The sequence below is a fragment of the Nitratireductor luteus genome (assembly GCF_026162365.1).
Lineage (GTDB): Bacteria > Pseudomonadota > Alphaproteobacteria > Rhizobiales > Rhizobiaceae > Chelativorans > Chelativorans luteus.
In genome coordinates this window covers 192,899-208,173 of record NZ_JAOANW010000009.1, presented here as the reverse complement: position 1 = coordinate 208,173, position 15,275 = coordinate 192,899, and the positions used below count along the sequence as shown (strand labels likewise).

The following is a 15,275-nucleotide window of genomic DNA, read 5'->3' as shown; positions in this document are numbered from 1 at the left end:
GACCGCCTCCTCCCATTTGACAGGTATGATCGGGAGGGAAAATGGCTGGGCACATTCTGGCGATCGATCAGGGGACGACATCGAGCCGCGCCATCGTATTCGACGCCGAAATGAAATCGGTCGGTGTCGGCCAGGAAGAATTCACGCAGCATTTTCCCCGCTCCGGCTGGGTCGAGCACGATCCCGAAGACATCTGGAAGACGGTCGTTTCTACAGTGAAGACGGCTTTGCAAAATGCCGGCATTTCAGCCGGCGATGTCGCGGCCATCGGTATTACCAACCAGCGCGAAACCATCCTTTTGTGGGATCGGGAAACCGGCAGGCCGGCGCATAACGCCATCGTATGGCAGGACAGGCGGACAAGCTCGCTATGCGAGAAGCTGAAGGAGCAGGGGCTGGAGCCGAAATTCTCCGAGAAGACCGGCCTGCTGCTCGACCCCTATTTCTCCGGCACCAAACTTGCCTGGCTCCTCGACAATGTCGACTGCGCGCGCGTGCGAGCGGAGAAGGGGGAACTTCTCGCCGGCACGGTCGACGCCTTCCTGATCTGGCGGCTGACAGGCGGCAAGTCGCATGTGACCGACGCCACCAACGCCTCGCGAACGCTCCTCTACAACATCGCCGACAACTGCTGGGATGAGGAGTTGCTGTCGATTTTGGACATTCCGGCGGCACTCCTGCCGGAGGTGAAGGATAGTGCCGACGAATTCGGCGTGACCGACGAAAGCTTGTTCGGCGCGGCCATTCCCATCCTGGGCGTGGCGGGCGATCAGCAAGCGGCGACGATCGGTCAGGCCTGTTTCAAGCCCGGTATGCTGAAATCCACCTATGGCACGGGTTGTTTTGCCGTGCTGAACACCGGAACGTCGCTTGTGCGCTCGTCCAATCGTCTGCTGTCGACCATCGCCTACCGGCTGAACGGTGAGACGACTTATGCCCTGGAGGGTTCGATATTCGTGGCGGGGGCCGCCGTGCAATGGCTGCGCGATGGGCTGAAGATCATCGATCAGGCAGCCGATTCCGGCAGGCTCGCCGATCAGGCCGATCCCACCCAGGATGTCTATCTGGTTCCCGCCTTTGTCGGTCTCGGAGCGCCGCATTGGGATTCGGAGGCGCGCGGGGCGATCTTCGGCCTTACGCGCAATACGGGGCCGGCCGAGTTCGCTCGTGCGACGCTGGAATCGATCGCCTTCCAGACCCGCGACCTGCTCGATGCGATGCGCAAGGACTGGCCCGACGGCGGCGACGAAACGATCCTGCGGGTCGATGGGGGGATGGTGGCGAGCGACTGGACCATGCAGAGGCTGGCCGACATTCTCGACGCCCCGGTGGATCGGCCGACGACGCTGGAGACGACGGCGCTGGGTGCTGCATGGCTTGCCGGCTCCAGAGCAGGTGTTTGGCCTTCCGCTGAGGAGTTTTCCCGCCTGTGGGCGCTCGACCAGCAGTTCAGGCCGCAGATGGACAGCGACGAGCGGGAACGCAAGCTCGCCGGATGGCATGATTGCGTGCGTCGGACCTTGACGCACAATTAACGGTCGTGCGGAGGTTCAGGGAGCGATCAGACGTGCGTTTATGGCCTTGGCCACAGCTTGTGAAAGCGTGCTGCTTTTCAATTTTTGCCGCGCGGAGCGCAAATAGCTTCGGACGGTGAATTCGGACAGGACCAATATGGCGGCGATAGCCTTGGCGTCCTTGCCGCGCGCCGTCCAGAGCAGGCATTCGCATTCGCGTGGGGCGAGCACCGGATACGCTTCGGTTTCGGGCAACAAGGCCGGAGCCGCCTTTTCGTCGATGGCGCTGGCAATACGCATGAGCATCGCAGCGTTCTTCTCCACATAGCTGACCAAGTCGGACTGAGAGCATTTCACGTTCAGGCTGAGCAGGGCGCGCCTTGGTCCGCTGACAATGGGGATGGAATACCTGCGTCGCCAAGGCCGTGGGTCAGCGAATCCTGCATCAGCTCACGCTGCCGTGGGGTGAGCGAAAGCTGGTGCCAGAAAAAGGGGCGGGCTGTCTCAAAGCCGAAGAGCACCACCGGATCGATGTTCAGATAATCTTCAAGGACGTAGCGGGCGATCCATTCGGCAGGATATGTGCTGCGGATATACGGAGCGTGGAGGTGGCCCGGATACCGCGCGATGCAGTGATAGGTGACATGTTCGACGGCAAGCCGGTCGCGAACACCGAATACGGCGTTGCCAACGGAGTTGCAGTCCTCGATCAGTCCCACCAGTTCGGCGCCGACGGCGTCAGCCACCCCGCGATGCACCGGCTCTCCCGTCATTCACCCCCCTACCTTGCTTGCTAAGGCAAAAGAAAGGCTTCCGGTCGTGACCGGAAGCCCTGAGGTCAGTGCGCGGATGATGCTCCGCGCATCCCATGAATTTACTTCGATCAACGGAGCCTTCCGCTGGCATGAGCCAGCATAGTATAGACCTTGCCGGTATCCGAGGTGAGATAGGTCTGCGTCATGATGTTGTCACGGTCCGAACGCGACACATCGGCGAGCAGCTTCTCGAAGTCGCGGCAGTACTGATCGACCGCCTTGCGGAAGTCCGCATCGCCCCGGTACTTGCGCTGGATCTCGTCAAAGGTCTGCTGGCCCTTCAGCGTATAGAGCCTACGGGTGAAGACGTTGCGTTCGCCGCGGCGATAGCGGTCCCAAAGCTCGACGGAAGCGTCATGGTCGATGGCGCGGGCGATGTCGACGGAAAGGGAGTTGAGCGATTCCACCACATGGAGCGCAGAACGGTCGGCTTCCGCCGACTTGCTGCGATTGACGGTCTCTTCCTCGCGGGACGCGCTGCGCAGAAGGTCCCTTATCCAGCCGCCGCCCTGCTGGGCCTCGGGAGCCGGTTCGGGAGCGGGCTGGGCCGCGGTGCGCGGCTGCGGCCGGGCCGGGGCAGGAGCCGGGCGCTCCAACACGGGGGCCTGCTGCGGCCGTGGCTGCTGGGGCGCAGGCGGCGGGCGGGATTGCTCCACGGCCGGTGAGGACATGTTTGCATCGGGCTTGGCCGGGTTCTGCATCTTGCCTGATTTGGCAACGATGTCAGAAAGTTCCTTGAGTGCGTTTATCTGTTCCGTTATGGCGCGACGCATGGCGGAAGTGGACTGTTTGGCTTCCTCTGGAAGCTCGGCGATGCCCCGCTTCATGTCGGCACGGGTCGCCTCCAACTCGGAGCGGATTTCCGTGGCGGTGCGGCGGATATCGTCGGTCGCGCCGGCGAAGCGTTCGGTTGCCGCCTCCACGACTTCGCCAATGGCGTCGCGGATGGATTCGACAGACTGCTTGGTGCGGCCTTCCGCCGTTTCGAGCGCGCGGCCCAGATATCCTTCGAAGGATTGCATCACGCGCTGCAGGTTCTCCGATTTCTCGACGAGGCCGCTGGCGAGTGCCTGCAACTCCTGCTGGCGCCCCTCCAGTGTGGTGGAGAGTCCGCTTTGCGCCTTGTCGAGCAGTTCCGATGCGCTTTCCAGAACACGGCTGTGATCTTCGAACCGGCTGGCGATAGCCGAGATCTCACGCAGGGTGCGCTCCGAGAAATCGGCCAGGCGACCCGAATTGGCATTGATAAGGCTGGCGGAGTTGGAGAACGTCTCGGCAGCTTTTTCCGCGTTGGCGGCGAAGTTGCTGGTGGTGGAGACGAGGCGGTTGTCGACGTCGCTCAGGTTCTGGGCAGCCTGCTCGATAAGCTGACCCAGGCGATCGCCCGAATTGTCAAGCTGCGCCAGAAGCTCCTGCACGTTGCCCGAGAGCCTGTTGCGGGCCTGTTCGAGTGCGCCGACCGTATCGGAGGTACGGGCTGCCAGCGCGTTGATCAGGGCGGCATTCTCCTTTTGAAGGCGTTCGGCGGTCTCGTCTGTGATAGCCCGAATGCTTTGCTGCAGTTCACCACCGCTTGCCTCGAACCGCTCGACCAGCGGCCGCGCGCTCTCGTCGAGAATGCGCGAAATCTCGGAGGTACGCCCGGCGAGCATGGCATTGAGTTCCTGGGTCCGTTCGTCGAGCGTGCGGACGGTATCGCCGGTGCGCTTGGTGATGTGCTCGTTGACGGCGGCGAAGGTCTGGCCGATCGTGTCCGCAGTGGACACGAGGTCGGCCTGGGTGCGCGAAAGCTGCTGGCTGACGTGCTGTGCCGCCTGTTCGGCCGACGAGCGCAGGCGCGTCTCGGCATCGCCCAGACCCTCGTCAAGCGTGGCGCGGGTGCGGGTGGCGCTGTCGGTCAGCTTCTTTTCTACTTCCAGCATGCCGTTGACGAAGGCCGACGCAGTGGAGCCGGCGGTAGATTTGAGCCGGTTTTCGACCGTGCCCAGCGTTTCGGCAATGGCCGCCGCGCGGGCGTCGAGCTCGGCTGACGTCTGATGCGTGCGGGCAATGATCCGCTGATCGGTCTCCTCGAAGGTGCGGGCGAGGGCGTCGGCACGGGCAGCCAGCGTTTCCGCCGTTTCGTGGGTGCGCGCCGCGATGCGGTTGTCCACCTGCTCAAAGGTGCGGGATATTTCTTCGGCCCTGCCGGAGAGCGTTTGCGCGGTCTCCGACACGCGCGCTGCGATGCGGTTGTCGATATCCGCGAAATGCTCGCCGAATGTCGACGTATGGGTGGCGATCCGCTCGGCAGCGCCGTCGAAGGTGCGGTCGATGGCATCCACCTGCTGGCCGAGCGTCTGCGCCGCATGCTCGACACGAGTCTGGATGCGGGCATCGACGCCATCGAGCACCTTTCCGGCCTCTTCATTGAGCGAGGTAGTAGCTTCCAGGACCTTTTCGCGTAGTGCGCCGGCCAGCGCTCCGGCGCTGTTTTCCAACGTCTGGCGCACATTGCTGACGCCGACCGTGAGCGCCTTCTCCATGGTGCTGGTGCGCTCTTCGATCACGCCGGTATGGGCACTGAAGGCGGCGTTGATGCGCTCGATATCGGCGCCGATAGCGGCGGTCAGTTCCTCGCGGCGTTCGCCGATCTTGGCGATATCCTGGTCTAGTGCCGCGGCAAACGTGCTGCGCGTCTCCGACAGCTTCTCCAACTGGCCTTCGATGCGTTCCTGGAACGCACTGCGCGCTTCGTTGAGCTTTTCCAGATCGGCTTCAAGGAGGGTGGCCAGTCTGTCCTGGTTCTCGGAAAAGGCCTGCACCTGACGACCGACGGCTTCGTCCATGCGGGCCTGAATGGAATCGAACCGGCCAAGATCGCCGTCGAGGCGAGCGCTGAGCATGGCCTGGCCGTCTTCAAGGCGGCGGGCGAAATCTTCGGCCTTACCTTCAAGCATGATCGAGGTGGAGGCGACGATATCAGCAAGCTCGCTGTCAATCGCCGACTTGCCGCTTTCGATCGCTGCCGACACATCCTGCTTACCACGGGCGAAGGTGTCGGCGATCTCCCGGCTGCGCTCGACCAGCGACTCGTTGATGCTGCGCGCACGCGCATCGAGGGCCGCGTTAAGCTTCTGCATGCCCGTGTCGAGTGCTTCGGCACGAGTCGAGAATTCTTCGATAAGTGATTGTCCGCGCTCGGAAAGCGACCGTTCAAGCTGGCCGAGTCGCGTGTCGAACTCGGCGTTCAGCCTGCTGGAGGCATCGCCTACCGACGACAAGAGGCCGGACACCCGGCTGTCGAAGGTCTCGCTCAGCGAGCGCGTTGCTTCGTCGGTGCGGTCCGACAAGGACGCAATGCGCGCGTCGAGCAGTCCCGCCACGCTGTCGCCCGTTGCCTGCACGCGATTTGTAAGCTCGTTGCCGCGGTCGTCGAGGAGCCGGCCGACGCCGGCCGTGGTCTCGTCGAGGCGGCGCACCAGCTCGTCGCCGGAGGTGCCGAGGGAGGCGATGCGCGCGTCCAACATGCCGGCAAGGTCGTCACCGGATTTTTGGACGCGGGACGTGAGTTCCTCGGCGCGGTGGCCGATGGCCTGACCGACGCCGGCCGTGGTTTCGTCGAGACGGCGCACCAGTTCGTCGCCAGAGGCAGCGAGGGAGGCAATGCGCGAATCCAGCAGACCGGAAACGTCGTCGCCGGACTTGCGGACGCGGGACGTGAGTTCCTCGGCGCGGTGGTCGATCGTCTGACCGATGCCGGCGGTGGCCTCGCTGAGGCGCTGCATGAGGTCGTCGCTCGAAGATCCGAGCGAGGCGATGCGTGTGTCGAGCAGTTTGGCGACGGCATCGCCGGACGTGGTGATGCGATCGGAGATCGTTGCGACCCGTTCGTCCACGGCCTTGTAGATGTTCTCGCCGGTGCTGCTGATGCGTTCCACCAGCCCGTCGCCGGATTGCGCAAGAGAGGAGGTGAGGCGCTGCGAGGCGCTGTCCACGCTGATGCGGATCTGTTCGCCGGCGGAGTCCAGTTCCTCCTTGAGGATCTCGTGGGCTCCGGTAATGGACGCGCGGACACGCTCGGCGTGGCTGACGATGCCTTCACGCTCGCTGCCGAGGCTGTCGACCAGCAAGCGGATGCGGGTCTCGTTTTCGGAATAGGCGCGCTCCAGTTCGTTGACCTCGGTGTGGACCAGGGTCTCAAGTTCGACGGCGCGCGCCAGCGTGCGCTCGATGCCGTCGCCCATGGCCTGCACCTCGCGGCGCACGGCCTGGCCGACCATCATCACACGATCCTGCGCCAGATTTTCGGGCTCGGTAAGGCGGAAGGCCATTTCGGCCATCTGCTGGGCTGCGATACGCATCTCCTGCGCGCGGCGCACCATGATGGCGAAGGCCCAGAAGAGCAGAACAGGAACCAGCGCGCCGACCAACAGGCCGATTGTATGCGGTGCAGCCAAAATGCCCTGGATCGAACGAATCCGCCAGATTTCGGGCGAATAGAGCAAGTGGCCCAACATCGCAGCGCCGGCGACCCACAATACGGAAAGCACGGCGGCCATCCAGTAGGTGGTACGCGGCGGTTGGCTGGCAAGTTTGCTGCCGAACGTATCGTGGGAACGCTGCTGGTCGTCATTGGCAGGCGAGAAAGCGGAGGGTGTGACGGGGGCCGGCGACAGATTGTCCTGCCGTGACGCTGTTTCCCCGGCAGCCTCCGGGGCCGGGTGATCCGAATCCGTATGCTTCGTTTTGGAAGCTTCGGCCTTCGCCGGCTCTAGGGTGGCTCTCTTCGGCTCTTTCCCGGTCTTGGCAGGGGCGTCGCTATCCGAGCGACCTTCCCTGGCCAGTTCCTCGGCCGCCATGGATATCTGTGCCTCCAGATCCTCCATCGAAGCGGCTATATCGAGGTCGCCATCGTCGGTGAGTGCAAAATCGGACACCTCAAGCTCAAGCGCTTCTTCAAGCTCTTTCGCGAAGTCGTCCTGCGGTGCCGTTTTTTTCGTTGTGTTTCGAGCCATTCCGCCGTCACCCTGTTACTGGCATGGGTCTTCCCGCTAGGGTCCTCGTAACCCACACTACGCCCAAAACTCGCCAACCCGTATCGTAGTGGCACAGGCAATCGTTGGAAACACGTTTTCACGACGATGCCCAGAAGTTTAAACATAAGGTTAACGCGAATATGGCGGGAGCAAGGATTTTTGGACCTTTCCATTAACGCCTTGTGCAGACATCGTTTCCCGGCCATTCTCGCAGTCGGACGATGCTGGCGGGAACTGGACTATATGAGCGAAACGATTGAGAGACGGTTGTTCGATCTGATACAGCTAGAACGGCAGACCCTTGGCGACAAGATGCTGGAGCGCGAGGTGCTTCAGCTTTTCCTGCAGCAGATTTCCGATATTCAGACCGGCATCGCGGCGGCGGACGACAGGGTTCGTCGCGAAATGGCACATGCGCTGGCCGGGTCGGCGCGGGCTCTGGGCGCCCATGCGCTGGCCGACGCGGCCGCCCGCATCGAAACCGGGCGCCAGGAGGCGGCGGACCTGGAAGCGCTGATCGAGGCCGCGCGCCAGACACGTCATCTTGTCGAGATGCGGGCCGCTTCGTCGTAGCGCGGTTCGGTCCGGCCAGTTGACAGGCTTCCTGCAACCCTTATCTCGGGCTCCTGACTGCGCCTCGTGCTTTCGAATTCGGAAAGTGCGATACGCGGATTCGATAATTTACTGCGTCCCATGCGCCCAAGAGTGCGAAGGGCGCTGTAGAACTGCAGGATCGACGCATGACCAGACTGACATTCATCGCATTTGACGGCACAAGGTTCGAGGTCGACGCCGAGAACGGTTCGACGGTGATGGAAAACGCCATCCGCAACGGCGTGCCGGGAATCGAGGCTGAGTGCGGCGGGGCGTGCGCATGCGCCACCTGCCACGTCTATGTCGACGAGGAATGGACGGATGCGGTCGGCGGGCCGGAGGTGATGGAGGAGGACATGCTCGACTTTGCCTACGATGTGCGGCCGAATTCGCGCCTTTCATGCCAGATCAGGGTGAGCGACGAGTTGGACGGGTTGGTCGTTCAAGTGCCTGAGCGCCAGGCATAGACGCTGGAAAGGGCAGGAGGCCGCATGGCTGAAACAGCAAGGACTGATGTCCTGATTATCGGCGCGGGCCCGGTGGGACTGTTCGCCGTCTTCGAGCTTGGGCTGCTCGACCTTAAATGCCACCTGCTCGACATTCTCGATCGTCCCGGCGGCCAGTGCGCCGAGCTCTATCCCGAAAAGCCGATCTACGACATTCCGGCGTGGCCGGTGATTTCGGGGCAGGAACTGGTGGATCGGCTGATGGAGCAGATCCGGCCTTTCGGGGCCGAATTCACCTTCAATCGCATGGTCAGCGGGCTGGAGCGTCTCGATGACGGCTCCTTCCGCGTCACGACCGACGAAGACGAACATTTCGAGGCCAAGGTGGTAGTGATCGCGGCGGGCGGCGGTTCCTTCCAGCCGAAGCGGCCCCCGATTCCCGGCATTGAGGCCTTCGAAGGCACCGGTGTGCACTATTCCGTGCGGCGCATGGAGGATTTTCGCGGCGAGGACCTGGTGATCGTCGGCGGCGGGGACTCTGCGCTGGACTGGACCTTGAACCTGGCGCCTGTCGCGCGCTCCCTGACACTTATCCACCGCCGCCCTGAATTCCGCGCCGCGCCCGACAGCGTGAAGAAGATGTTTGCCTTGCGCGATGCGGGAAAGATCGATTTCGCGGTTGGGCAGGTCGGTGCCCTGCGCGGGGAGAAAGGCCAGCTGGAGGCGGCGATTCTGAAGACGCCGGACGGGGAGCGGGAGATCGCGAGCACGCGGCTCTTACCGTTCTTCGGCCTGACCATGAAGCTCGGGCCGATCGCGGACTGGGGCATCAATCTCCATGAGAACCTCATTCCCGTCGATACGGAGAAATTCGAGTCGTCGGAACCGGGGATATTCGCCATCGGCGACATCAACCACTATCCGGGAAAGCTGAAGCTGATCCTGTCCGGCTTCCACGAGGCGGCTCTGACGGCGCAGGCGGCAAAACGCATCGTGCATCCCGACGAGAAAGTCGTTTTCCAGTACACGACGTCGTCGACGAAGCTGCAGAAGAAGTTGGGCGTAGCGTAGCGCGGGTGGGGCGATGATTTCGGACCGTCTATTTCAGACGACCGGCCTCGATCTGCTCAAGGCGGTAGCGCAGAAGTCGCATTATGCGGCTTTCGAAATTGATGCTCTCGATACGGTCGAAGCGTTCCTGAGCGGCGTCGTGCTGGGCCAGGACTTTGGCTGCCTTGGCCTGGACTCGCTTTTCGAGCGCCGAGCAGGAACCGGTTCCCACCATGCCGCCAATTGCGTCCTCGAGCTGTCGGGCGTGATTCTTGGCGATGCTGAGGTGGCTTTCCTCATGGCGCTTTATGTCCTTGGCCAGCGTGTCCCAAATGAGGCGCACTTCCTGCTTGGCACGGTTGCGGTTGCGCCAGCGGGGCAGCGTCACCTTGGCCTTGACCGATACCGTCGCGTTGGAGACACGGCAGCGGCCATCCCGCTCGACATAATCGACACTCGTGTTGAATTCGAGATTGGTCGCGCCGGGATGGCGCGTGCCGGTGCTTTCGAGTTTCGGACCGCGCGTGCGCAGCTGGCTCTCGATTTCCGGCAGGGTGAGGCCGCCGATCGGGAAGTAACTGTATGAACGCGACATTGAAGCCGCCGACGCGCCTGTGGCGGCCAGGCACATGAGCAGCGGCAGGACGAATGTCGTTTTCATACGGCACCTCATGGACCATGATTGCGCCACGCAGGCGGCGACGGCAATGGAAATCTTTGAGGGATGTTCGGTGCCGGCAGGTTGTGAGGCCGGTGGTCGTCGGCTACAGCACCGGACATGGCGATGATCAAAGTGCGAGCGGCGCGATAGAGGTGTGATTTATGAAGCGGCATATTTGGCAATTGGCGCACGGGTGCGGGCTCGAGCTCGGCCCCCGCGCACGCATCATGGGCATACTCAACGTCACGCCGGACAGCTTCTCCGATGGCGGACGGTACGAGGCCATCGACAGCGCCGTCGCTCGTGCGCGCGAAATGCGGGAGGAGGGCGCGGACATCATCGATGTCGGCGGCGAATCGACCCGGCCCGGAGGCGAAGCGGTAAGCGCTGCGGAGGAGCAGGCTCGCGTGCTGCCGGTGATCGAGGCGCTGGCCGGCGACGAGGATATCATCCTGTCAATCGACACCTATCGCGCCGAGACCGCCGGCTTGGCGGTCGAGGCGGGCGCCCATATCGTCAACGACGTATGGGGGCTGCACAAGGAGGCGGGCCTTGCCCGGGTGGCGGCCGAGACCGGCGCGGGCCTTGTGCTGATGCACACGGGGCGGGAGCGTGAAAAACTGCCCGATGTCATCTCCGACCAGTTCGCATTCCTGCGGCGCTCCGTAGAGATCGCCCGCGAAGCCGGTGTTGGCGACGCGCAGATCGTGCTCGACCCGGGATTCGGCTTCGCCAAGGATCCGGCGGAGAATGTAGAGATCATGGCGCGATTCGGCGAGCTTGGAGGCTTGGGGCTCCCCCTTCTTGTAGGCACGTCGCGCAAGCGTTTCATTGGGCATCTGACGGGGCGCGAGGCGGGATCGCGGGCGGCGGGTACGGCGGCCACCAGCGCGCTGCTGCGCATGCGCGGCGCGTCGGTTTTCCGTGTGCATGATGTCGCGGAAAACAGGGACGCGCTGCTGGTCGCCGATGCTATGCTGGCGGCAGGTTGAGGAGATACCATGCCCCGATACACGATCCACATGAAGAACTGCGCCTTCTTCGCACGCCACGGCGTGCTTGACGAGGAGGAGCGGCTTGGCCAACGTTTCTATGTCGATGCCTTGCTGGAGGTCGATCCAGGTCATGCGCTGGAGGAAGATTCCATCGCCGGAACCGTCGATTATGGCGTAGCCTTCAGCGAGATCGAGAAGATCATAACCGGCAAGCGGCGGTTTCTGATCGAGGCGCTGGCGCTGGAAGTGGCCAAGACGCTGTGCGCGCGCTTCGAAGAGATCACGCGAGCCCAGATCACGATCCGCAAACCTAATGCGCCGGTGCCAGGCGTGCTGGACCATGTCGAGGTGACGGTTGTCTGGCCGCAATAGCGCCGTCACGCCAGCGCGGGCGTTTCTGGGGTTCGGCGGGAATATCGGCAAGCCCGCGCATGCCATGAGCGAAGCACTGCGCCGGATCGATGCCGCACCAGAGAACGAGATCCTCGCCGTATCCCGACTTTATCGCACGCCGCCCTGGGGCAAACTTGACCAGCCGGATTTTCTGAACGCTGCCTGTCTGCTGTCGACGCGGCTCGGACCGGCGGAACTGCTGGAGTTCTGCCTGCGGGTAGAGCGGAGCCTGAAGCGCGTGCGCAATGAGCGCTGGGGCCCGCGGGTCATCGACATCGACTTGCTTCTGTACGGAGACGAGCATGTTGCGCGGGAGGGCCTCGAAGTGCCGCATCCGCGCATGCTGGAGCGTGCTTTTGTGCTGCGGCCGCTGGCCGAGATCGCGCCCGGCCTGCATATCGCGGGCGCACCCGTGGAAAAGCATCTGGCCGCGCTGGACCAGGCCGGAATAGAGCCCGCCAGCAGCGATGGCGGCTGGTGGCGGTCTGCCTTGAAGGCTACTGCGCACTGAGCGCGCCGACGGTACGCGCGTCCAGCCGCTTGAGGTTCATGCCGATGACGGGAACCAGTTCCTCGTCCACATGGACGGAGATGGTCACGTTCATCGTATCCTTGTCGTTGATCTGGGCGCGCATGGCGCCGGTGAGCTCGTTGCGGTGCAGTGCGAAGACGACGTATTTGTCCTTGACGGAACCGCCCACGACGTCGAGACCCTTGCCTTTGGCGCCATCCAGGAACGAGCCGCGATAGCCCGACTGCGAGCGTTCGATGCGTGCGGACATCTCCTGGTTGATCACGCCGACGCGGCAGCCTCCATCGAGGGCCATGCCGATCTTGCCGTCCGGCGTGGTGCCGGCGAACTTGCAGACGAACTTCGTGCCCTTGTACTTGCCGGCGACGATCTCCCCCGGCCCCGACCATTCGCCCTCCATCTGCTCGAAAAAGCGCTTCTCGCGCTCCGAAGCGGCGGCCGTCTGGGCGACGCCCGCCGACAGCAGCGCCGCGAGCGGCAGGATGGCAAATTTGCGAAGCGATGCGTGCATGGGATCGATCAGCTCAATGGCAGCAGGTTTCGGGCGGTCAGTTTCAGCGAGGATGGCCTGTTTTGGTTAACGGATCGTCACTCGCAGGCGGATGCAGAATGGTCGAGTCCCGGCGCAGGCGCAAGGTTATTTGCCGGGGGGCTGCTTTTCCTGAGAAGCGAAGCGGGTCAGCGCTTTCAGAAAATTGCCCAGGCCCGGCCGCTCGACGGCGTGGAAGGGCAGGGGGCGGATTGCGTCCATCGCAGCGATACCGATGCGGGCGGTCATCATGCCGTTGACGACGCCCTCGCCGAGACGGGTCGAGATGCGTGCGGCAAGGCCGTGGCCGACCACCTGCTGGACGAGCGCTTCGCCCATCGCCATGGATCCGGTGACGGCCAGATGCGCGATGACGCTGCGAGACAGGCGCAGGAATCCGAAGAAACCGGGCCTGCCGCAATAAAGTTCAGCCAGGCGGCGCACAAGCCGTGCTGCCTCGAACAGGACATAGCCGACATCCACCAGCGCGCGCGGGCTAACGGCGGTCACCACCGAGACGCGCTTGGCGGCATCGAGCACCAGTTTCTGGGCACGCGCGTCGAGCGGCCGCAGGAGCGCCTGTTCGGCGATGCGCAGATAATCGCTGCCGTCGATGACGTCGTGCTCCAGTACCTTGAGCGTGCGCCGGCCAGCTGCGGTGTCGGGATGGCTTTGCATCAGGGCCGAAAGATCGGCGATGACGGCGCGGGCCGAAGCCGCGTCGTTGAGCGCATAGGCGTCCTCGGCGCGCCTGCGCATCCGCTCCACCGAGGCAAGGCGGGAAAGAGCGAAAGCTTCCCGGGCAATCAGCGCCAGGAGGGCGAGGAGCGCGATGGCGGCCAGCCCCAGGGCCAGCCATCCGAGCCAGTCGCTGCGGGCGAACATGTCGCGGATCAGCCGGTCGGCCCAGAGCCCGATCCCGAGCGAGACGAGAAGCCCGAAGGCGGCCAGGAATATCCGGCCCAGCCGCGAGCCGCCTTTTCGCCCAACTGGTGGCGGCGGTGCCGCATCGACGGCCTCCGCCGCTTCGAAAAAGTCGTCCTCCGACGGGGTGACGACGATCTGCGCCGCATCCTTGACGGCGCGCGGCTTGCGCGGCGCTTCACGCTGTCCGTCCTCGCCGGCCTTGGAAGGCTCCGGCGGGTCTAGGCGAAAGGCGGCCGGGCGTCGTGTCTGGCTCATGCCAATTGATCTCCAAGCAGGAATTGAAGCGCCCGGTCGAGGCGGATATGCGGCAGCGAAAGGGTCAAGCCCTCGGCGGTGCGCTCCAGTTTCGGCGGGCGGAAGCGCACGAAGCGCAGTTCAGGCTCGGCGGCGGCTTCCGATCCCTTACGGAACAGGGCGGCAGGCGTGTCGGGCAGGTCGCCGGGGAAGATCGCGGTTTCGGTCTGGCCGTCGAAGGTCTCTCCGCCGATCGTTTCCCCGGCAAGCGGGGTGCCGATGATCACCGGCAGGTTCTGCCGGCCCTGCTTGACCGTTCCCTCGCGGGTGGCCCTGATCGCGGCCATGGCGACCACCTCCACCTCGGCGCCGCTGAAGCCGGCGCGGGCGATGGCCCGCTCGGCCAGGCGCCGGACGATGGCCTGCATGCGGTCGTGGCTTTCGTGATGCAGATGGTCGGCTTTCGTCGCCGCGATTAGGATGCGGTCGATGCGCCGCATGACCAGGTCGGTCAGGAAGCGGCTCTTTCCCGGCCGGAAGCAGGCGAGGATCTCGCCGATGGACCGCTCCAGGTCGGCGATGGCGGAAGGCCCCGCATTGATGGCCTGCATGGCGTCGACCAGCACGATCTGGCGGTCGAGCCGGGCGATGTGCTCGCGAAAGAAGGGCTTTATGACGTGGGTCTTGTAAGCTTCGTAGCGCCTTTCCATCATGGCCCGCATGGAGTTCGGCTTTCCGCGCCCGCCGTCGAGGCCGGCCAGCGGTGCAAAGGTCAGGGCCGGGGAGCCGTCCAGGTCGCCGGGCATCAGAAAGCGGCCGGGCGGCAGGGTGGAGAGAGCACGGCTCTCCTGCTTGCAGGCGGCAAGATAGGCGGAAAAGAGCTCGTGCAGGTGCCGGGCAAGCATTTCATCGGCCGGCGCATCCGGATCGACGGTCTCAGCCAGGCTGCGCCAGTCGGCCGAAAGGTCGGCGCGGGCGGGGCCGGCCGCAAGTTCCACCGCTTCCCGGCTGAACGCTTCGTAGGATTTGCCGAGCAGGGGAAGGTCGAGCAGCCATTCGCCGGGATAGTCGACGATGTCCACCGACAGCCGTCCGCGCGACAGGAATCGGCCCCAGGCGGAGGCCGATTCGTACTCGATCGTCAAACGCAGTTCGGAGATCGAGCGCGTGGACTGGGGCCAGATGCGCTCGTCGAGCAGCGAGGCGATGTGGTCTTCGTACTGGAAGCGCGGAACGGCGTCGTCGGGCTGCTGTTCGAGATAGGCCCTGGCGATGCGGCCGGAAGCCTGGGCCTCGAACAGCGGCAGACGGCCGCCATGGATGAGATTGTGCACCAGTGATGAGATGAAAACGGTCTTGCCGGCGCGGGAAAGGCCGGTGACGCCGAGGCGGATGGCAGGGGACCAGAGACCGGCTGCCCGGTCGGCCACGGTGTCGAGCGCGATGCGCGCTTCATCGGTGAAGGTGGTCAGCGACGGCAATTGGGCATTCCGTAAAGTCCTTCCGGCTGCATGTCCGGCTTCCGCATATAGGAGATGCACGGCAAAGATGAAACGGACCAGCTACG

The 15,275-nt window shown here is 64.0% G+C and carries 14 protein-coding genes; 7 read left to right on the top strand and 7 right to left on the bottom strand.

Annotated features, from left to right (window positions below):
* Nucleotides 1–41 precede the first annotated feature (41 nt).
* A complete protein-coding gene (gene glpK, locus N1058_RS15000; RefSeq protein ID WP_265518404.1) occupies nucleotides 42–1,535 on the top strand; it encodes a glycerol kinase GlpK in 1,494 nt (497 codons plus the stop codon).
* Nucleotides 1,536–1,550: 15 nt separating this feature from the next.
* Here the strand turns inward: glpK and N1058_RS14995 are convergent, their stop codons facing one another.
* The 3 genes from N1058_RS14995 to N1058_RS14985 form a co-directional block, all read right to left on the bottom strand.
* The gene (locus N1058_RS14995; RefSeq protein WP_265518403.1) at nucleotides 1,551–1,850 is read right to left on the bottom strand and encodes a helix-turn-helix domain-containing protein; all 300 of its coding nucleotides are present in this window, start codon (nucleotides 1,848–1,850) and stop codon (nucleotides 1,551–1,553) included.
* A 23-nt stretch (nucleotides 1,851–1,873) separates the two neighbouring features.
* Nucleotides 1,874–2,287, bottom strand: a complete 414-nt coding sequence (locus N1058_RS14990; protein ID WP_265518402.1) for an autoinducer binding domain-containing protein — start codon at nucleotides 2,285–2,287, stop codon at nucleotides 1,874–1,876.
* A 110-nt stretch (nucleotides 2,288–2,397) separates the two neighbouring features.
* Entirely contained in the window at nucleotides 2,398–7,326 is a 4,929-nt protein-coding gene (locus tag N1058_RS14985) for an apolipoprotein A-IV repeat region-like domain-containing protein (RefSeq protein WP_265518401.1), read from the bottom strand.
* A 264-nt stretch (nucleotides 7,327–7,590) separates the two neighbouring features.
* Between N1058_RS14985 and N1058_RS14980 the strand changes: the two genes are divergently transcribed.
* The 3 genes from N1058_RS14980 to N1058_RS14970 all read left to right on the top strand — a co-directional run bounded on the left by N1058_RS14980 (nucleotide 7,591) and on the right by N1058_RS14970 (nucleotide 9,458).
* Entirely contained in the window at nucleotides 7,591–7,920 is a 330-nt protein-coding gene (locus tag N1058_RS14980) for an Hpt domain-containing protein (RefSeq protein ID WP_265518400.1), read from the top strand.
* A gap of 167 nt (nucleotides 7,921–8,087) precedes the next feature.
* Nucleotides 8,088–8,408 (top strand): 2Fe-2S iron-sulfur cluster-binding protein, encoded by a 321-nt coding sequence (locus N1058_RS14975; protein ID WP_265518399.1) that lies wholly within the window; start codon nucleotides 8,088–8,090, stop codon nucleotides 8,406–8,408.
* 24 nt (nucleotides 8,409–8,432) lie between these two features.
* A complete protein-coding gene (locus N1058_RS14970; RefSeq protein WP_265518398.1) occupies nucleotides 8,433–9,458 on the top strand; it encodes an NAD(P)/FAD-dependent oxidoreductase in 1,026 nt (341 codons plus the stop codon).
* A 28-nt stretch (nucleotides 9,459–9,486) separates the two neighbouring features.
* On the opposite strand, the gene N1058_RS14965 is transcribed toward N1058_RS14970, so the two are convergent.
* Nucleotides 9,487–10,098: a DUF922 domain-containing Zn-dependent protease gene (locus N1058_RS14965; RefSeq protein WP_265518397.1), complete on the bottom strand. Its 612-nt coding sequence runs from the start codon at nucleotides 10,096–10,098 to the stop codon at nucleotides 9,487–9,489.
* Between the two features lie 161 nt (nucleotides 10,099–10,259).
* Here N1058_RS14965 and folP point away from each other — a divergent pair, with 161 nt between their 5' ends.
* The 3 genes from folP to folK are packed head-to-tail and all read left to right on the top strand — an operon-like array spanning nucleotide 10,260 to nucleotide 11,997.
* Nucleotides 10,260–11,090, top strand: coding sequence for a dihydropteroate synthase (folP, locus tag N1058_RS14960; protein ID WP_265518396.1), 831 nt, complete (start codon nucleotides 10,260–10,262; stop codon nucleotides 11,088–11,090).
* A gap of 9 nt (nucleotides 11,091–11,099) precedes the next feature.
* Complete coding sequence (folB, locus tag N1058_RS14955) at nucleotides 11,100–11,465, top strand: dihydroneopterin aldolase (RefSeq protein ID WP_265518395.1); 366 nt, start codon at nucleotides 11,100–11,102, stop codon at nucleotides 11,463–11,465.
* Complete coding sequence (folK, locus tag N1058_RS14950; protein ID WP_265518394.1) at nucleotides 11,449–11,997, top strand: 2-amino-4-hydroxy-6-hydroxymethyldihydropteridine diphosphokinase; 549 nt, start codon at nucleotides 11,449–11,451, stop codon at nucleotides 11,995–11,997. The genes folB and folK overlap by 17 nt, the downstream gene beginning before the upstream one ends.
* Here the strand turns inward: folK and N1058_RS14945 are convergent.
* From N1058_RS14945 to N1058_RS14935, 3 genes are all read right to left on the bottom strand, one after another.
* Nucleotides 11,984–12,529 (bottom strand): hypothetical protein, encoded by a 546-nt coding sequence (locus N1058_RS14945; protein WP_265518393.1) that lies wholly within the window; start codon nucleotides 12,527–12,529, stop codon nucleotides 11,984–11,986. The two genes, folK and N1058_RS14945, sit on opposite strands and share 14 nt — an antisense overlap.
* Nucleotides 12,530–12,655: 126 nt before the next feature.
* Nucleotides 12,656–13,729, bottom strand: a complete 1,074-nt coding sequence (locus N1058_RS14940) for a YcjF family protein (RefSeq protein WP_265518392.1) — start codon at nucleotides 13,727–13,729, stop codon at nucleotides 12,656–12,658.
* On the bottom strand, nucleotides 13,726–15,189 hold the full coding sequence (locus N1058_RS14935; RefSeq protein WP_265518391.1) for a YcjX family GTP-binding protein: 1,464 nt from the start codon (nucleotides 15,187–15,189) through the stop codon (nucleotides 13,726–13,728). Before N1058_RS14935 ends, N1058_RS14940 begins: the two co-directional genes overlap by 4 nt.
* Nucleotides 15,190–15,275 lie beyond the last annotated feature (86 nt).